Raw genomic sequence first — 18,333 nt, forward strand, 5'->3', positions numbered from 1 at the left:
AAACCATTATTACCAATTAACTCTCTAGAATAATATTTGCGACCTCGACTATATTAACTAGACATTCGGTCAATGTAGGCGAAGCTTTGATGAAGTATTACTGAGGTTTTATTAATGTTAAGTTAAGCAGGGCTTTCACATTTCATCATGAAGGGCTAACAAGCATCCGGTAACCCTGGTGAGATCTAGTAAGTAGGTGGATTTAATTGTCCGTAAAGTAAAATAGCGATTAAAATTTAAAATGCTGAAAACCTTTTGAATACAGGCTTCCAGCTTCATTATCGACTTATAAATTTTAACGTTTATTGATGCCTACCTAGCCTATAATTTGGAGCATCTACATTAAATGGATAATGGGCGGAGCATGCAGGGAAAATATTTCTTAGGATTGCTTAGGATTGGCAGCTTAGCAGCTTTCATAGTTGGTAGCCAGGGGAGGATTAATGCTCAAGTGCCGCCACACTTAGTATCATCTACTTGGAGCGGTGACTATTCACTATCGATTAATGGACAGACCTATGAAAACATCCCGATTTCCGTCCAGTTAGATTTTTCACTTACTGACGTGACGGGAAACTGGTCAACTGGTACTGGTATATCTGGATCTGTAGCGGCAACCTTTGGGGATGACTCGGAATGGAAGGTAGACTCTGGATTGGGCAAGGATGGTATCTCTACCGTTGACAGACCTGGAATAACAGCTCCTTTCGATGTGCCTGGGACTGTCCCGACCTGCTTGAGTAACTACAAAGGATATGGGACATTAGCCCCTAATACCCGAGAAATAACATTTAATTATATTGGCTACCACTGCGACGGCAGCAAAACAACGGGAGAGGGAACCTTGAAGCTGGTAGAGGAAGTGCAATCTTGGTATAACCAAGGTATAATTAAGAATTAGGGCTTATTCCTAAAGTCACGATGAAAACTGCAATTTCACTTCCAGACTCAGTTTTTGAAGAAGCAGAAGCCCTTGCTCAACAGATGGGCTTATCACGAAGTGAACTCTACCTAAAAGCATTAAAAGCTTATCTTAAAAGGTACAATCGCAATCAAATTTTACACAAGCTGAATGAAGTCTACTCTAAAGAGAATTCTGAGCTAGATCCAGTGATGGCAAAGATACAATTCATGTCTCTGCCTGATCAGGAATGGTAATGTGGTGGGCAAATCTGCCTGACCCAAAAGGTTCTGAACCAGGATATCGTCGTCCTGTCTTGGTAATTCAAGATGATCTTTTGGCAACTTTACACAAGTTAATACAGTGAGGTTTATTTTTGTCCAGGTACTTACACTTGGCGGAGAAAATCCCCAACCTGTCAATCTAATTTCCGCGATTGACCTTGGAAAGGCCACGCTACGCAAATGGTCACGCTACGCGATGTTGGAGCTGCTACGCGATCGCATTTCCCTACCACACCTGAACTCTTCCCCCTGTTCCCTATTCCCTATTCCCTGTTCCCTACAAAAATAAATTGCCAATTTTTATTTTTACCCTTATACTAGTAATATAGGAATAGTTAAAGGATAGTCCACTGATGAACAAGTGCGTTGGAACTACTGAAGCCGCATCTCTATTAGGAATTTCTTCTCGACGATTGCGCCAACTCCTAGAAAAGGGTCGCGTCCGGGGTGCCTATAAAAGCGGGAAATTCTGGATTATTCCTCTGTTCAACCATTTGCCACAAATTACTAAAGGTAATCGTGGACCCATTGGCAAATGGCGCACTAGTCGTCCCCCTGCTTTAGCGAAGATTAATGTCAATCGCAATCACATTGGCTCGAATATGAAGAAAAGCCCTCAAGACCGGAAGCCAGTGATTTCAGTAAAACGAAAGGGCACTAATCTCTACGGTAATGAGGTGGAAATCCTTGGTCCGTGTAAGATTGTGTATCAGCCGGATAATCCTCTCGATTGTGGCGCTCGTTTGTGGATTGAAACCTTTAGTGATATCCACTTTGTTTCTTGATGCAATAGCGAGTGGGGGAAACCACAGCAGTCGCTCATGGGGGAGACCCCCAAGACCGCGCTGCCTCCCCAAGACCGCGCTGCATCGCTGGTGGTAGTTTTCCGGCTAGTAGTTGAGTTGGTTATTGTAGAACGGCTAATTCCATTTACAATAGGCGGGTGTTAACCCACCCATGTAAATTTGTGTTATTAAGTTTAAGCTAGGATTCCCTAGCCTCAACTAACAGCTCTATCTGATGGATTAACACAGCTAAGCAAAGTATCGTAATTACCGTGATGCTTTCTTATGCTAATACTTATAGAGGTAGTCATTTACGATTTGCATCTAATCCCCAAGGCAAGTCATTCTCGATAACATTTCGAACATGCTCTTTGAAAGGACGATCAATTTCTTCGCTGAAAATCTCCAGTCCTTGTTTTTCATTAATAGAGGCAAAATCGCCTCGTCCCTCTCCAATTGTAGATACCCAAACCGCACCATCTTTTTCAATCACCTGTCTAACAACTCGACCTGGAAAAAGAGTATGAGTTGGTAACGTGTAGTTAATAGCCATAAAATCTTCTGGTTTTACCATTACTACGACCTTATCTTCAGTACCAAAGAAAAACCTCCCCAAGTTGTCCTTCCAACCTTCAACATTTAAGTCAACTACCATACAGTTTTTAACTGGATTGGACGCCTGTTTTGGTCTAGCAGGTGCAGTAAATCGAGCTTGTGACATCATCTCTGCAAAGACATTTTTTCGTGTGCATCCCTTGTCTCCAATCTCACAGATTTTATTGAATTGAATTATGTCATCCTTGTATTTAGTTGGATAAATATTAGGAAATGTAGAGTAATAATGATATCTGTCTTCTAAAATATTCTCATTATCTGATTTTGAGGTAAAAAAGGAATCATCCTTTAATATATCATTTCTAGCAATTCGATCTTCATTATCCTTGTTAGGCAAAACAAATGGATCATCAAAATTGTCTAGGTATAAGTGATCATTGAGCTTAAAACTTGGCTCATCGCAAGGAATGTTTTCCTTATACAAAGATTTTTCCCGATACAAAGGTCTTTTCCGATATCCTTGCGCAAAATACATTTGCTGATCTTCAGCAAACCTTAACTCATTATCTGAAACTAAATTCAGTGAAATATCTTCTAGGTCACATTCTGGATTACCTTCTTTTGTGCTCAGCACAATTGAGGAATCTGTTACAGTTTTAACTGTAAATTCACTCTTACATTCACTAGAAGTAAGCTTAAATACCCCCGTTGCTTCACCAGCTTGTGACTTATTAGCCAATGTCATAGTAACATACATTTTAGCTTTATCTTTCTGCCGAGTGAGATATCCTGACCATTCACCAAGAAACTTGTTGGGTAAAAGTGTATTTTCAGATACTACAACACCTGTATTAGAACAGTGAATAGTATACCACCATCGAGTGCCCTCATCACGATTACCAATTACCTTAACTCCCACATACTTCGCGTTATCGGGAAGGTTACCAATACGTTTAGTATCACGCCCTGACTTTGGTCCTACTCCGAAAATACGAGACCCTTCATAGAAAATTTCTAGTCTATCCGGAATACTATAAAATTCATACTCTAAGGCTACTTTTGGGTTTGTGCCTGGTGGGATCTTAAATAGGTCAGTCCGAACTTCGCTCGCTCCCTTGTAAGTATGCTTAACATTACATTGGACTGGAGCTTGACAACTAATTGATTGTATGGTTTGATTTCTGCTATCGGGTAGTAGAGAGTCTGCTAATGCTTCTCTACCGAAAGTTCCAGCCCAAGCCAACAGTCTTGCTTCATCAGAAGTACCTAATTGTGCTAGGTTTAAGTTCTTTAAATTAGCATTATCCAGTGTTGCTTGTAACAGTTGCTTAACATTGGATTCACATTTTTGTTTTCCTGTGTTCTTTAATGCTATATAATTTTCTGAGGGGTTAGCATTTGCTTGAGGCAAGGTTATGGTTTCTATGGGTTTCCCGGATGCACCATAAATAATAGCCTGACTATTGCTAAATTCAGCTTTAGTGCCATCAGCTAGAATAATCGCCTGCACTTTATTTTGGGTATCGTATTTAATTGTGAATTCAGATAACCGGTGTTTAATCTCTGATTCCTCTAGTGGGCTTTGTCCACCTACAACGGCTTTGGGTTTCGGAACTGAAACACCTTTAAAGGCAATCTCATAGATCCGAAATTCTTCTTCTGGTAAATTTACCTGCATCCGTTGTTCTGCCCCTGTGGATGGAGAAACGATCAGCACTTCGTTATATCCGGCAGAATAGGGTGTCTGTTGAATAACACCATAATCTTTGGCCAGGGCTCCAAACAGTAAATCTACTAACTCTTCAAGTGAACGGGGAATGCCATAGGGAATAATTCCATCTACTGCGTTATCAATCGTGTCATTTATCGCGTCTTCGATTTGTTCATTAATTCCCCCAGGAAGTTTAGGAACTTTAACCTTTGGAATAAGATCGTCTAAACCAAAGGCCCAGGTGTAATTGGCTGAAAACACTATGGATAATGTGACTAAGGATGACCGAAAGATTAGCTTTAGGATTGAGAACTTGGTTCGGGATACTTGTGCCATGATCAGTGTGTAGGAATGGAACAATTATCTGAAGAGATATCTGATAGAGACCTTGAGCGTTATGATAAATCTTCTAGATATAGAGCACCTGGAAACTGAATCTGTAAATCACTGGAAGCGTTATCTGGCTGTTCAATAATTTGGTTGGATTGTGTCAGTCCAGTAGGGTGCGTGATCAGACGGGCTCCCTCTAATTTTCTAGGTAGCCAGTATTGGGACAGTCCGTCCCGTAACGCACCACTGGATCAAACAGCATAAATTGAGATGCATCCCTTTTAGATTGACCTGTAGACGATTACAGGATCTTGAACATTAGTATTAGTAAGTGGCTCCCATCAACTTACTAATCGTGACAATTTTTAAACAGACTTAAGCATTGGATAATAAGGGTTGGATTGATTACAATCTCAAATCAAATTATCAATCAGATAGTTAATATAATATTTTCTACCTCGACTATATTAACTAGACATACACTCAATGTAGGCGAAGCTTTGATGAAGTATTACTCAAGTTTTATTAATATTGAGTTAAGCAGGGCTTTCAGAGCTGATTTGTAAACTCGCTGTAATCCTTGTAGGATAAGGCTTGGGCTAAACTAGAACATTTGAACTATTTAATACCCAAAAGAAAATCATAGCAAGGTTTTCAGGCTTCTTAATATTTACTTTACAAATTAGCTCTCACATTTAATCATGAAGGGCTAACAAGCATCCGGTAACCCTGGTGAGATCTAGTAAGTAGGTGGATTTAATTGTCCGTAAAGTAAAATAGCGATTAAAATTTAAAATGCTGAAAACCTTTTGAATACAGGCTTCCAGCTTCATTATCGACTTATAAATTTTAACGTTTATTGATGCCTACCTAGCCTATAATTTGGAGCATCTACATTAAATGGATAATGGGCGGAGCATGCAGGGAAAATATTTCTTAGGATTGCTTAGGATTGGCAGCTTAGCAGCTTTCATAGTTGGTAGCCAGGGGAGGATTAATGCTCAAGTGCCGCCACACTTAGTATCATCTACTTGGAGCGGTGACTATTCACTATCGATTAATGGACAGACCTATGAAAACATCCCGATTTCCGTCCAGTTAGATTTTTCACTTACTGACGTGACGGGAAACTGGTCAACTGGTACTGGTATATCTGGATCTGTAGCGGCAACCTTTGGGGATGACTCGGAATGGAAGGTAGACTCTGGATTGGGCAAGGATGGTATCTCTACCGTTGACAGACCTGGAATAACAGCTCCTTTCGATGTGCCTGGGACTGTCCCGACCTGCTTGAGTAACTACAAAGGATATGGGACATTAGCCCCTAATACCCGAGAAATAACATTTAATTATATTGGCTACCACTGCGACGGCAGCAAAACAACGGGAGAGGGAACCTTGAAGCTGGTAGAGGAAGTGCAATCTTGGTATAACCAAGGTATAATTAAGAATTAGGGCTTATTCCTAAAGTCACGATGAAAACTGCAATTTCACTTCCAGACTCAGTTTTTGAAGAAGCAGAAGCCCTTGCTCAACAGATGGGCTTATCACGAAGTGAACTCTACCTAAAAGCATTAAAAGCTTATCTTAAAAGGTACAATCGCAATCAAATTTTACACAAGCTGAATGAAGTCTACTCTAAAGAGAATTCTGAGCTAGATCCAGTGATGGCAAAGATACAATTCATGTCTCTGCCTGATCAGGAATGGTAATGTGGTGGGCAAATCTGCCTGACCCAAAAGGTTCTGAACCAGGATATCGTCGTCCTGTCTTGGTAATTCAAGATGATCTTTTGGCAACTTTACACAAGTTAATACAGCGATGCAGCGCGGTCTTGGGAAGGCAGCGCGGTCTTGGGGGTTCCCCCCATGAGCGACTGCCGTGGTTTCCCCCACTCGCGCTTTGCATCAAGAAGTGAGGTTTATTTTTGTCCAGGTACTTACACTTGGCGGAGAAAATCCCCAACCTGTCAATCTAATTTCCGCGATTGACCTTGGAAAGGCCACGCTACGCAAATGGTCACGCTACGCGATGTTGGAGCCCCTACGCGATCGCATTCCTGATCACAGTTAGATGGGATTGACCTTGGTTAGGCCACGCTACGCAAATGGTCACGCTACGCGATGTTGGAGCCCCTACGCGAACGCATTTCCCTACCACACCTGAACTCTTCCCCCTGTTCCCTATTCCCTATTCCCTGTTCCCTACAAAAATAAATTGCCAATTTTTATTTTTGCCCTTATACTAGTAATATAGGAATAGTTAAAAAGGAGACAGCAGATGAACAAGTGCGTTGGAACTACTGAAGCCGCATCTCTATTAGGAATTTCTTCTCGACGATTGCGCCAACTCCTAGAAAAAGGTCGGGTGCGGGGTGCCTATAAAAGCGGGAAATTCTGGATTATTCCTCTGTTCAACCATTTGCCACAAATTACTAAAGGTAATCGTGGACCCATTGGCAAATGGCGCACTAGTCGTCCGCCAGCTTTAGCGAAGATTAATGTCAATCGCAATCACATTGGCTCGAATATGAAGAAAAGCCCTCAAGACCGGAAGCCAGTGATTTCAGTAAAACGAAAGGGCACCAATCTCTACGGTAATGAGGTGGAAATCCTCGGTCCGTGTAAAATTGTGTATCAGCCGGATAATCCTCTCGATTGTGGCGCTCGTTTGTGGATTGAAACCTTTAGTGATATTCACTTTGTTGGTGGTAGTTTTCCAGCTAGTAGCTGAGGGGATCAATATTTTTGGGAGTATTACTCTGATTGTTGTGTTGGTCTTCTTGTTCGTTATGGCTATTTGCTTTATCTAATTCCATTTCTATTGGGCAAAATGGAGGAGAGCGATCGCATCCTTTTGCCGCTGCAAGCAAATCGCCTAAATATTTCCCAAGAGTAAGAGTTATTTTGGTTAAATTGCTACCTTTTGCACTCCGTTCAATTGCTGCATCACTGTTTTAATCGGCACTAAGCGTCCAATAGTGGTATAGTAGCTTCCTCCAACTGGGGTTGTTGTGGAACGCTCTGGGAATTCGTCAATCCTTGGTAAAAACCATTCTCGTGTTGCTGGCATTGGTAAAAGATAGAGGGTGCGAGGGATAACGAAATAGTAGAATAGCCAATCTGCTTCAGTGTACATGAAACAGCCTGGAGTTTCTTTTTCCCGGTTACTGTCAGTCTCGAAAAAGAAGTTACCAGTCTTGTGCCAGCGATCGCCCTTAATTTCTACCAAAACTTTGCCTGTCTGGGTTGTCCAAATCAAGTCAATATCTCGTCTTTGAAAGTCTGGCATCTGCTCAACGTTTTGGACGCTGATGGTTTTTGACTGACTCAAGAGCCAGCTAGTGATATCAGCAGTTGCCTGTTTAGCAACCTTCATCCCATCATTCATGCTATAGCTCATAAGTCTAAATCTTCACTAATACAACTCAATTGTGGGAATGGAATTATTGATAATGAAGACAACTATAGCGTTTCTCGCACTTATGTGCTACAGTCTTTTTTGAAGCTGATTCCCTTCAAACCCTTTTTACTATTGCCTATTGCCTATTGCCTTATTTCGCTTCCATCCAATTTTCCCCAGCATGTATTTCCACAACCAAAGGAACACTCAACTTAACTGCTGATTCCATAGTTTCCCGAATGTTTACCTGCAATTCTTCCCATTCATCAGGGGGAATTTCAAAGATTAATTCATCATGGACTTGTAATAGCAACCGCGCCTGATATTTTTGTAACTCTTGATACAGATTAACCATAGCAATTTTGATAATATCAGCGCTAGAGCCTTGAATCGGGGAATTAGCTGCTGCTCTTAATGACCCAGCATCATAAGCATTCATACCCTTAAGTTGATCGAGATCAATCTGATCGAGAGGCTTACCTTGCAGCTTTCTAAGACTGTTACCACCAAAGCTAAAATAGCGACGGCGTCCGAGTATAGTTTCTACATAGCCTTGTGCGATCGCTTTTTTCTTGGTTTCCTCTAAATACGCAAACACTAGAGGATAGCGCTGGTTCAATCGATCAATAAATACTTTTCCTTGAGCTGCCGATACCTTAGCTTCCCGAGCAAACCGTTGTGCTCCCATGCCGTAAATTACGCCAAAATTAATTATCTTACCCAAGCGCCGCTCTTCAGCAGTAATGTCTTCTTTATCAAATAACATTTGCGCTGTCAAGGTATGGACATCGGCTTGAGTTTGGTAAGCTTCCACTAGCACTGGCTCTTGACTCAAGTGCGCTAGGATTCGTAACTCAATTTGGGAATAGTCAGCGGATACCAACAGCCAACCGGATTCTGGAATAAAACCCTTCCGAATCTGGCGACTAAAATCAGTACGAATAGGAATATTTTGTAAATTAGGACTAGAGGAGGATAGTCTACCAGTTGTGGTCACGGTCTGATTAAAATCCGTATGTACTCGTTTAGTATCGGAACGCATCAGTGCTGGTAAAGCATCCACATAGGTAGATTTCAATTTAGATAAACTACGGTATTCCAGAATAGCATCTACTACTGGATGGTCTCCTTGTAATTTAGCTAAGATAGTAGCATCGGTAGAGTAACCGGTTTTGGTTTTACGAGACTTCCTACGATCTAACCCTAGTTTCTCAAACAGTAACTGACTCAGCTGTTTAGGGGAACCTAAATTAAATTCTTGTCCAGCATCTTGATAGGCTTGCTGTTTAATTGCCACTAAATCCTTTTCCAGCTGTTGGGAGAACTGTTCCAGATAATCCTTATCAATACTAATCCCCTGGTATTCCATCTCAGCTAATACCGGTTCGAGGGGTTGCTCTACCTCTAGCAACAGTTTATGCAAAGGGGAGATTTTATCCAATTCTTCTCGTAATTTAGAAACTATTCCGAAGGTGGTATAAGCATCCATCCCACAGTAATTGGCTACCGTGGGAATGTCTAAATCTCCGATAGTTTTCCCTTTTGGAACTAAATCATCATAACTTTTTGCCTCTATTCCTAAATAGTGCAGCCCTAGGTCACTAAGTTTATGGCTAGTTTCGGGATTGAGTACATAACTAGCTAGCATCGTATCGAATACCACTCCTGCTAGCTGAATCCCGTTACAACGGAACACTAGTCGGTCAAATTTACTATTTTGTAAGACTTTGGGATAATCTGAGCTTTCTAAAATTGGACGTAGGGATTCTAAGACCATATCCTGGTCTAAGTTAGTCCCATCTTTATGACCGATAGGAATATAAGCAACATCAGTAAGTTCTTTTCCCCAACAACAGCCAATCCCTACCAACTGAGCATCCCGTGGTTCCAAATCACTAGTTTCTGTATCCCAAGCCACAGGATTTCCAGCATCGGTATAGTATTTTAGCTGTTCAACTAATTGATTGAGCTTGTCTACAGTATCGATAATTTGTGGTTGAATCGAACCAGTATTAGACCCTTGCTCTTGAAACTCTTCCGTTTCCGCTACACTGAAAAAGGAAATATCATCATCTTCCTGAGTATCAGTATCACTATCAGTATCGCTATCAGTATCACTATCAGTATTATTTGGGGCATTAGTTTGGATATCCTCTAGCACTACGCCACCAAAACGCTGCTGTAGTTTATCAATTTGACTGATAAATGTTTTTAACTCCAAATGCTCTAATAGCGGTTTGAGCACCTGAGGATCGAATCCTTGGAGCTGACACTGGTCTAAATCAATATCGATAGGAGTATCGAATCGCAATTGAGCCAAATAGCGAGCATGCTCAGCATCTGACTTACCGACTTCCAGCTTTTTCTTAACAGCACCCTTAATAGTATCAAGGGAAGCATAAATATTATCCAGGTTTTGGTATTCTTTGAGTAACTTAACTGCAGTCTTTTCTCCGATGCCCTTAACTCCAGGAATATTATCGGATGGATCCCCACAGAGGGCTTTATAATCTACGACTTGAGAGGGTAAAACTCCCAATTTTGCTTCTACTTCTTCCAAGCCATATTCCGCAGGTCCAACTGTAGCACCCCCTCTAGCAAAGGGACCACTGAGATATAAAACGGTAATTCCTTTATATGGAGCAACTAGTTGAAATAAATCGCGGTCGCCAGATACAATTTTGACACGATAGCCTTGATCAGTAGCTTGGTGAGCTAAGGTTGCTAATATATCATCAGCTTCATAACCAGGAGAAGTTATTACTGGGATTCTTAACCCTTGCAGTAACTGCTGGAGATTCTTTACATCTGGGAGGAAATCTTCTGGTGTTTCGGTGCGATTGGCCTTATAACTAGCATCGGCTTGTTGGCGAAAGGTGGCTTCTTTGGTATCGAAAGCAATTGCGATCGCATTCGGGTTTTCTGACTCCATTACCTCTAACAAGGATTTAATGAAGCCAAAACAGACACTGGTCGGAATTCCAGTTTTAGTCCGTAATCCACCCTGACGACTTTTGGCAAAAGCGAAATAGGAGCGAAAAGCCAGAGAATGACCATCAATTAGAAGCAGTAGGGGGGATGCTGCCATTGCGGAATCTTCAGGGGCTTGGACAGAGTTGGAAGAAGTAGTAGTAGATCTAGGCATATCCCTATTTTAGCGATATTGTAGCGATTGCTTGTTTGTTGACAGCTAGGGAATTCCGGATTAACTAGCACTTACCAGGGAATTAACTAAGGGTAAATCTTTTACTGTCTAGGGTCTAGGTCAACTAGCTAATGGGAGCTCAACTATAGTTAATTCACTACTATTCCGGTAGAAGCCTAGTTGTATCATTGACTTTGTGATCGCATTGAAGCCACTGACTTAACTCGGGGAAATACCATATAGTTAATTAACTACTATTCTGGTAGAGTGCTGGTTGTCTGATCGGCGTTGCGATCGCATTGAAGCCACTGACTTAACTCGGGGAAATACCATATAGTTAATTGACTACTATTCCGTTACCAGCCTGGTTGCATCATCGGCTTTGCGATCGCATCGAAGCCACTTGCTCAACTCGGGTGATTACTATATAGTTAACTAAATACTATTCCGTTAGGGTTCTGGTTGTCTGATCGGCTTTGCGATCGCATCGAAGCCACTTGCTCAACTCGGGTGATTACTATATAGTTAACTAAATACTATTCCGTTAGGGTGCTGGTTGTCTGATCGGCTTTGCGATCGCATCGAAGCCACTGACTCAACTCGGGCAATTACTATATAGTTAACTAAATACTATTTCGGTAGAGTGCTGGTTGTCTGATCGGCTTTGCGATCCCATGGAATCCCACTGTTTTGATCAGAAATTACCAACCACTCTACCGGTAAGGTGCGTTCATAACGCACCCTACCAATTCAGGGGGTTTGTGGTTTATTTTTTGCGATCGCATGGAATCCCACTGTTTTGATCAGAAATTACCAACCACTCTACCGGTAAGGTGCGTTCATAACGCACCCTACCAATTCAGGGGGTTTGTGGTTTATTTTTTGCGATCGCATGGAATCCCACTGTTTTGATCAGAAATTACCAACCACTCTACCGGTAAGGTGCGTTATTAACGCACCCTACCAATTAAGCGCATTTGTTGTCTATTTTTGCGTAAGTCCTGTTGATGATGAAGCAATTAACTTATGTTTTATGGACTATAAGGATTAATTATACCATTTTTGAAACGTAATACCACAGTTAATTAGCCCTTCAACCATCAGGAATTAGTGCTAGTGAATACCGAATTGGAGAGCATCAATCCCAGCCAGGGAACTTGCTAGAAATAGTCTAGGATCATATATAACGTCATAATTGACCAAAACCTGGTCATTTTGTCAAATACTTGTTACGATTCTTCATTAAAGGTCAGATAGGTTAACGGTTGATACATTTACCGATACCTAGGCTGATCAAAACTAGGGCTGCTGTAGCCAGCCATTACCATGATTAGTTTTTAAGGAGCTCAACTATGTCTAAACCAGTAGAACTTTCCCTGGAACAAAAATTTAACCTGCGGTCCTTTGAATCTCAGGTCCAGAAAATGAGCCGTGAGCAAGCTCAGGAATTCCTAATCAAACTCTATGAGCAAATGATGATGCGTGAAACAATGTACAAAGAAGTCCTAAAACACGAGTGGGGATTATAGCTAAAGCCCTAGTCTGATTGTTATTAGCCTTAATTGAGCCGCGACCTCCTTCTCTTGCTCAATTCCGTAGGTAGGAAAGGAGCTGGGGATGCTGGGGCGTCAACTGGAATTATATTAAGATTTAATTAAAATTAAAATTAATTGATTGAATTGAACTTATTGTTAACTAATATCAGCGTAAGTATTATCGCCGAAGGCTTGCTTACAGGAAATAGGATTGGGAATAATCCAATTCAGTATAGGGAAGCCAGGATGAATAGTTTATAGATTTATATAAAATAATCCCAAACTAGACAAAGTAATTGTAAATTGTTCTAGTCTGAAAGAAACTCTAAGCAAAAGCCATCCTCCCTGCATATGTTTCAGCATTGCCTCATCTGCACCGATTTCTCCGACGGTTTATATCGGCTAGTGGAGTTTGTCCCCAGTTTAGCGGCTGGTGGGCTCAAGAAAATCATCTTCTGCAACTTTGTTGCGCTTTGGGAAGAGGGAGAAATACCTCGCATTGATGAAGAAGGAATAGAACAAGCTCGCCGCCGCTTGGAAAAGGGTTTGACCAATATACCTGAAGGGGTAGAGGTTCACATCGAAGTGATGTCAGGTCGTCCTAGTGACAGTATTCCTAAAATCGCCAAACGTTACCATGCTGATGTCATCCTGATTGGCACGCCAGTGCGCAGCTTATTACAAGAAAAGCTTTTCGGTAGCACTACAGCAACCTTGACCAAGGAATGTAGTACACCATTGCTAATGCTGCGACCACAACTGATTTCAGCTTACACCTGCGAAGAACTCGATCTACGCTGCAAACATCTATTCCGGTATTTGCTAATTCCCTATGACGGCACTGCAGCGTCGAACTATGCCTTGGAAAGGGTCAAAGAGTATGCTAAACAAGCACCAGATAACTCACTTAAGCAGTGTATGCTGTTGTGGGTAGTCAGCGAAGGGGGGCGCAGAGAATTATCTAAGGAGCCTCAGCTACAACAAGCTCAAGACAAGCTAGAACCAGTAAAAGCAGAGTTAGAAGAGCTGGGCTTACAGGTCAATACGGACGTGCGAGTGGGCAATCCCCGTGAAGAGATTTTAGACACAGCCTTAGAATTTGATATTACTGCGATCGCAATCTCTTCCGATCACAAAGGGAAATTCTTAGATTGGTCAGTGCGTAGCTTAGCCGGTGATTTAATGCGCAGCAGCTGGCACCCTGTTCTATTCTTTCCACCACAAAGCTAGGGATGGAGAGTATAGCGCTACGCTTAGGGTCAGAAGTCAGAAGTCAGAAGTCAGAAGTAAGCTATGACTAAGTTTCTCAGAAGAGGAATGTCAAACATCTGAATGGGTAGTGCTATATAGGGTTTTATCGGGAGTTCTAATAAAATAAAGCCGTTCCACTTTGATAGTGAATAATCAATTCCTAATATGATCAGAAAGATTAGTGGTTGGCGAAAATTACTAGTGGTGTGCATCTCTGTGGCGCTAGCTTTTACAGCTTTTCCTGCGCCATCTTATGCTACTAGTCCTGCGATCGCTCAATTTACCCCATCGTCTCGTTTAGAAAACATCTCATTTGAGAACCAAGTAAAATTTCAACTTGCTGCGGCTACAGACAATTGCCGCAAAGTGGTGACTAGAGGCAGTGATCTCAATGTCCGCAGTGGACCCGGTAGCAATTACCGGATTATCGGTTTAGTCAAAAACGGGTCTGAGGTTACCCTTGAGCAAATAGTCAACCAAGACTGGGCAAAAATTTCTTCTCCCTTGTCAGGTTATATTTCTCAGCAGTATCTCCAATCCTGTCCACCACCACCTAAGCAGGAATGTCGAATAGTTTCTACCAATACTGGCAGGGGTCTGAATGTACGTCAGAGTCCTGGTGGTAAGATTATTGGTGACTTGGACAATGGCGCTCAAATCACTATCGTCAATAGCAGTACTAATGCTTGGGTACAGGTTGTCTCTCCCCAAAAGGGTTATGTTTCCGACCGGTATCTTAAACCCTGTCCACCACCTCCTCCCAAAGAAGAATGTCGTCTAGTATCGACTAATGGTAACCCGCTAAATGTGCGTGCGACCCCTGGTGGTACGATTGTCGGTGTTGTAGAAAATGGTACTAAAATCACTATCAAGGGTACTAGCACTGATGCTTGGGTACCGATTGTTTCTCCCCAGAAAGGTTATGTGTCTGAGCGGTATCTTCAACCCTGTCCCACTGTCAAAAAAGAGTGTGGTACAGTTAGCACTAGTGGTAGTGATCTGATAGTGCGTTCAACCCCTGGTGGTCCCAGTATCGGTACATTAAAAAATGGTACCGAGGTCAAGATTGAGAGTATACGTGCAGATGGCTGGCTGAAGATTTCAGAACCCATAATCGGTTATGTGTCTGGCAAGTATGTTAAAATAAAACCTTGTCCAACACCACCACCATCTGAAGAGGATTGTCGGCAAGTTTCAGCACCACAGGGTTTAAATGTGCGCAAAGCACCGTCAAATGATGCCGAGATTATTGGAATTATCGCTGATGGTTCTAAGGTAACGATTGTTAATCGTGGTAGTAATGGCTGGGTTCCTATTTCTGCGCCCTTACAAGGTTATGTTACTGGCAAGTATCTGATCTATTGTCCTGAGTCTAAGCCAGAAGAGCCGTCAGGACCAGTAGGTTAAGCCTTAGATCTAGGTGATATAGCGCTAAGCGCGAGGCAAAAGGCAAAAGGCAAAAGGCAAAAGATAGTAGGGTGCGTTAATGACGCACCCTACTGTTAATAATTGCTGATCTGTAGGTATCGAGGGTACAGTTTGCTATAGTCCTAAGTCCACTTCCGGAAAAATGTATTGTCTTGCCAAGCAGAAGCTGTGCGTGCTTCAATAGCAGTCATTTGTGCTGAACTCAAGGATTGAAATGCTTGGGCTACTTTAAAATTGGATTCTAATTGCTTGACAGATTCGGCAGCAATAATACAAGAATGTACTCCCTCCAGAGAGAGCACATAACCCATGGCTTGCTCCATTCCATCTAAGACACCATTTTTGAATAACTTGCCATAAGCTGGAACTTTCATAGCAATCACTCCTACATTTTTATCTCGCGCCACTGGTAAAACAGTTTTGGCAAAAGGACGAGGATGGTGAACATCTGCCGCATTGAGAGAAATTAAGGTAGTATCAAAGGGATAGCGCCGCAACCCTTCTGCAATCACATCCGGTTCATGGTGTCCGGTAATGCCTAAATAGTTCACAATTCCTTGTTCTTTTGCTTCTTCAAAGGCTTTTATAGCGCCATTGGGACTAAAAATTTGATCTAAAGTTTCGTGAAAAGACACGTGATGTAATTGCCATAAATCGATAGAATCAGTTTGAAGGCGTTTAAGCGATCGCTCTAACTCTCGCCAAGCCCCATCTCGATCTCGTTGTGCTGTTTTTGTTGCTAAAAATAGATTAGATCTATAAGGGGGTAATACCTTACCCATATAGTTTTCGCTGGGGCCATAACTAGCTGCCGTATCAAAATAACGAATTCCAAACTGTAACGCCGCTTCAATTTGGGCGACAGCATCAGCTTCTCGATTCATCTTCGACAAAGGCGTTTGTCCTGCACCTCCCAAGCCAAAGATTGGAACTTTCACCCCCGTTTTCCCTAACACTCTTTCTGGCATTGTAGCTGCTGTTGGCAGTTGAATAGCTGCTTTTGCTGACAGTTGAGACTGCTGTTGATGCCATGCTGCACTTCCAACAATACCACCCGCAGCAGCAACACTGGTCACGATAAACTTACGTCGAGTTGTTTTGGGTGTCATCGCTCGCCTATTCTACATTAGCTTCGCCCATATTTTAGCGTGGTTTCTGCAACCTAAGCATTCAGCTGAATGCTTAGGTATTAACGTTACGGAAATTACCTCGATGTTGAGTCTAGACGAATCAGATATTATCTTCTATAATAGCTGTCTATCTGTATGTTTATTCGAGAAGTTAAGATGACTTCACCGACTGCAACAATACTGCTGTATTGTCCCGATCAACAAGGACTTGTGGCCAAGATTGCTAACTTGATATATTCCAATGGTGGAAACATTATCCACGCCGATAAACATACAGATTTGGCAACTGGAATTAAATCAGAAAAAAAAAACTTAAACTCTTGTCCATGTTTTGATGCAGCACCTCCCTATCAGCGACTGCATTGCTTTATGATAACACTAAAAACTCCTCGGATATATTGACACTGTTCCCTATTCCCTATTCCCTGTTCCCTTTTTATATTAATCTTATGTTTACCTATCAAATAAAAATACTATATACTCAAAGTATCTGACGGAATTTTAGATGGACTTTAACTCAGGGCGTCAAGGGTTTTACACAGAAACAAATCAGCCAGATGACCAAATTCATTTGGCAAAAGCAGCGCTTTATATCGCTCAGGAAGAATACCCGGATCTGGCTATTGATGATTACCTAAATGCCTTAGATGTGATGGCATCTGAAGTAGAGGAGCGTTTGCCGGAGCAACGCTATCCCCTGCGAGTGATTAAAACTCTGAATCAGTATTTATATGATGACCTAGGATATTCGGGTAATAGGAGTGATTACTATGATCCCCGTAATAGTTTTCTCAATCAGGTCATTGATCGGCGCACAGGTATTCCGATTAGCCTTTCGGTGGTATACCTGGAAGTGGCTCGACGCCTTGATTTTCCTATGGTTGGTATTGGGATGCCAGGGCATTTCCTAATTCGCCCACAGTTTGAACAGGTGGGGATCTTTGTAGATGCTTTCGATGGCGGTGAGATTTTATTTCAACAAGACTGCGAGGAACGACTAACCCAAATTTATGGTCATCCGGTAACCCTACAACCACGTTTCCTAGCACCGGTTAGTAATCGGCAGCTGTTGGCACGGATGCTCATGAATCTTAAATTAATTTATCTCAATCGCCACGACTTACCTAGAGCGCTAGCCGCAGTTGAGCGCATGTTGTTATTGTTTCCTAATACACCGGTAGAACTCCGGGATCGGGGGCTGATTTACTCCGAGTTGGGATATTTATCACAAGCATGCCAGGATTTGGAACATTATTTGGCAATCTTGCCCCAAGCTGAGGATGCTGATATCATTCGTCGGTTACTTGAACAGATTGCAAATAGGTAAAGGCTTCTATGCATGGGCTTGACTAATCACCAATGCCTAATCCCTAATCCCTAATGACTACACTCACGTCGGTAAATCTCCTCTGCTACTAACTTAAGGCGTCTGAGTTGGGCTTTCATATCATTCTGAGTCCATTGGGCAGCAAAGCTGTTGAATCCCCAGCTAACGATGGGGTTGGGAATTTCAAATTCAAAACGGTTGACCAAACGGGTGCCTTGTTCAGCTGGCTGACACTCCCAGCGGTCTCGTCCTTTGAAAAAACCCTGGAACTGCCAAACCACTAACCCTGGCTTGCGGTCGATAACCACACTCTTGAGAGTGGGCTGCAACCAGGGAATGTTAATAATAAACCGCGAGCGACTCCCGACATCAGTACTCCACTGTCCCACTGATTCACAACGCAAAATCGGGTTGAGCCAGCGATGCATTAAGCTCTGGTCAGTGATACAGCGCTCGACAATGGTGGCGCTCGCATTAATTTTAATGGATTGTTCAAAAATTTGGGCGTTTTGCATGTAAAATTTCGACATTATTGGACTATCTTGATTA

The 18,333-nt window shown here is 42.1% G+C and carries 20 protein-coding genes and 1 pseudogene; 15 read left to right on the forward strand and 6 right to left on the reverse strand.

What is annotated here, in order from left to right; genetic code table 11:
• Window positions 1–346: 346 nt before the first annotated feature.
• From F6J90_RS38825 to F6J90_RS38845, 5 genes are all read left to right on the forward strand, one after another.
• On the forward strand, window positions 347–901 hold the full coding sequence (locus tag F6J90_RS38825) for a hypothetical protein (RefSeq protein WP_293106849.1): 555 nt from the start codon (window positions 347–349) through the stop codon (window positions 899–901).
• Between the two features lie 20 nt (window positions 902–921).
• Entirely contained in the window at window positions 922–1,158 is a 237-nt protein-coding gene (locus F6J90_RS38830; protein ID WP_293106852.1) for a hypothetical protein, read from the forward strand.
• Entirely contained in the window at window positions 1,158–1,268 is a 111-nt protein-coding gene (locus F6J90_RS38835) for a type II toxin-antitoxin system PemK/MazF family toxin (protein WP_293106854.1), read from the forward strand. The genes F6J90_RS38830 and F6J90_RS38835 overlap by 1 nt, the downstream gene beginning before the upstream one ends.
• On the forward strand, window positions 1,265–1,474 hold the full coding sequence (locus F6J90_RS38840; RefSeq protein WP_293106857.1) for a hypothetical protein: 210 nt from the start codon (window positions 1,265–1,267) through the stop codon (window positions 1,472–1,474). The genes F6J90_RS38835 and F6J90_RS38840 overlap by 4 nt, the downstream gene beginning before the upstream one ends.
• 64 nt (window positions 1,475–1,538) lie before the next feature.
• On the forward strand, window positions 1,539–1,970 hold the full coding sequence (locus F6J90_RS38845) for a helix-turn-helix domain-containing protein (protein WP_293106860.1): 432 nt from the start codon (window positions 1,539–1,541) through the stop codon (window positions 1,968–1,970).
• A 307-nt stretch (window positions 1,971–2,277) separates the two neighbouring features.
• Here the strand turns inward: F6J90_RS38845 and F6J90_RS38850 are convergent, their stop codons facing one another.
• The gene (locus F6J90_RS38850; RefSeq protein ID WP_293106863.1) at window positions 2,278–4,497 is read right to left on the reverse strand and encodes a hypothetical protein; all 2,220 of its coding nucleotides are present in this window, start codon (window positions 4,495–4,497) and stop codon (window positions 2,278–2,280) included.
• A 969-nt stretch (window positions 4,498–5,466) separates the two neighbouring features.
• Between F6J90_RS38850 and F6J90_RS38855 the strand changes: the two genes are divergently transcribed.
• The 5 genes from F6J90_RS38855 to F6J90_RS38875 all read left to right on the forward strand — a co-directional run bounded on the left by F6J90_RS38855 (window position 5,467) and on the right by F6J90_RS38875 (window position 7,299).
• The gene (locus tag F6J90_RS38855; protein ID WP_293106849.1) at window positions 5,467–6,021 is read left to right on the forward strand and encodes a hypothetical protein; all 555 of its coding nucleotides are present in this window, start codon (window positions 5,467–5,469) and stop codon (window positions 6,019–6,021) included.
• A gap of 20 nt (window positions 6,022–6,041) precedes the next feature.
• Window positions 6,042–6,278 carry a hypothetical protein gene (locus F6J90_RS38860; protein ID WP_293106852.1) on the forward strand — a complete coding sequence of 79 codons (237 nt, stop codon included), beginning with the start codon at window positions 6,042–6,044 and terminating at the stop codon, window positions 6,276–6,278.
• Window positions 6,278–6,484 (forward strand): type II toxin-antitoxin system PemK/MazF family toxin, encoded by a 207-nt coding sequence (locus F6J90_RS38865; RefSeq protein WP_293106866.1) that lies wholly within the window; start codon window positions 6,278–6,280, stop codon window positions 6,482–6,484. Before F6J90_RS38860 ends, F6J90_RS38865 begins: the two co-directional genes overlap by 1 nt.
• Window positions 6,448–6,639: a hypothetical protein gene (locus F6J90_RS38870; protein ID WP_293107222.1), complete on the forward strand. Its 192-nt coding sequence runs from the start codon at window positions 6,448–6,450 to the stop codon at window positions 6,637–6,639. The genes F6J90_RS38865 and F6J90_RS38870 overlap by 37 nt, the downstream gene beginning before the upstream one ends.
• Window positions 6,640–6,846: 207 nt before the next feature.
• Window positions 6,847–7,299: a helix-turn-helix domain-containing protein gene (locus tag F6J90_RS38875; RefSeq protein ID WP_293106869.1), complete on the forward strand. Its 453-nt coding sequence runs from the start codon at window positions 6,847–6,849 to the stop codon at window positions 7,297–7,299.
• On the opposite strand, the gene F6J90_RS38880 is transcribed toward F6J90_RS38875, so the two are convergent.
• The 3 genes from F6J90_RS38880 to polA form a co-directional block, all read right to left on the reverse strand.
• Window positions 7,289–7,438 carry a hypothetical protein gene (locus F6J90_RS38880; RefSeq protein WP_293106872.1) on the reverse strand — a complete coding sequence of 50 codons (150 nt, stop codon included), beginning with the start codon at window positions 7,436–7,438 and terminating at the stop codon, window positions 7,289–7,291. The two genes, F6J90_RS38875 and F6J90_RS38880, sit on opposite strands and share 11 nt — an antisense overlap.
• 38 nt (window positions 7,439–7,476) lie before the next feature.
• Window positions 7,477–7,968 (reverse strand): hypothetical protein, encoded by a 492-nt coding sequence (locus F6J90_RS38885; protein WP_293106875.1) that lies wholly within the window; start codon window positions 7,966–7,968, stop codon window positions 7,477–7,479.
• A 151-nt stretch (window positions 7,969–8,119) separates the two neighbouring features.
• Window positions 8,120–11,113 carry a DNA polymerase I gene (gene polA, locus F6J90_RS38890; protein ID WP_293106878.1) on the reverse strand — a complete coding sequence of 998 codons (2,994 nt, stop codon included), beginning with the start codon at window positions 11,111–11,113 and terminating at the stop codon, window positions 8,120–8,122.
• A 1,352-nt stretch (window positions 11,114–12,465) separates the two neighbouring features.
• Between polA and F6J90_RS38895 the strand changes: the two genes are divergently transcribed.
• The 3 genes from F6J90_RS38895 to F6J90_RS38905 all read left to right on the forward strand — a co-directional run bounded on the left by F6J90_RS38895 (window position 12,466) and on the right by F6J90_RS38905 (window position 15,306).
• Window positions 12,466–12,642, forward strand: a complete 177-nt coding sequence (locus F6J90_RS38895) for an NblA/ycf18 family protein (protein ID WP_008178810.1) — start codon at window positions 12,466–12,468, stop codon at window positions 12,640–12,642.
• A gap of 357 nt (window positions 12,643–12,999) precedes the next feature.
• A complete protein-coding gene (locus tag F6J90_RS38900) occupies window positions 13,000–13,878 on the forward strand; it encodes a universal stress protein (RefSeq protein WP_293106881.1) in 879 nt (292 codons plus the stop codon).
• A gap of 186 nt (window positions 13,879–14,064) precedes the next feature.
• Window positions 14,065–15,306 (forward strand): SH3 domain-containing protein, encoded by a 1,242-nt coding sequence (locus F6J90_RS38905; protein ID WP_293106883.1) that lies wholly within the window; start codon window positions 14,065–14,067, stop codon window positions 15,304–15,306.
• 143 nt (window positions 15,307–15,449) lie between these two features.
• Here the strand turns inward: F6J90_RS38905 and F6J90_RS38910 are convergent, their stop codons facing one another.
• Window positions 15,450–16,436: an aldo/keto reductase gene (locus tag F6J90_RS38910; protein ID WP_293106886.1), complete on the reverse strand. Its 987-nt coding sequence runs from the start codon at window positions 16,434–16,436 to the stop codon at window positions 15,450–15,452.
• A 177-nt stretch (window positions 16,437–16,613) separates the two neighbouring features.
• Between F6J90_RS38910 and F6J90_RS38915 the strand changes: the two are divergent.
• Window positions 16,614–16,751: pseudogene (locus F6J90_RS38915) on the forward strand (formyltetrahydrofolate deformylase); the annotation flags it as partial.
• Between the two features lie 211 nt (window positions 16,752–16,962).
• The gene (locus tag F6J90_RS38920; protein ID WP_293106889.1) at window positions 16,963–17,784 is read left to right on the forward strand and encodes a SirB1 family protein; all 822 of its coding nucleotides are present in this window, start codon (window positions 16,963–16,965) and stop codon (window positions 17,782–17,784) included.
• Window positions 17,785–17,834: 50 nt separating this feature from the next.
• Here the strand turns inward: F6J90_RS38920 and F6J90_RS38925 are convergent, their stop codons facing one another.
• Window positions 17,835–18,299: an SRPBCC family protein gene (locus F6J90_RS38925; protein ID WP_008178794.1), complete on the reverse strand. Its 465-nt coding sequence runs from the start codon at window positions 18,297–18,299 to the stop codon at window positions 17,835–17,837.
• Between the last annotated feature and the right edge of the window lie 34 nt (window positions 18,300–18,333).

Origin of the sequence: Moorena sp. SIOASIH (genome assembly GCF_010671925.1) — a bacterium.
Lineage (GTDB): Bacteria > Cyanobacteriota > Cyanobacteriia > Cyanobacteriales > Coleofasciculaceae > Moorena.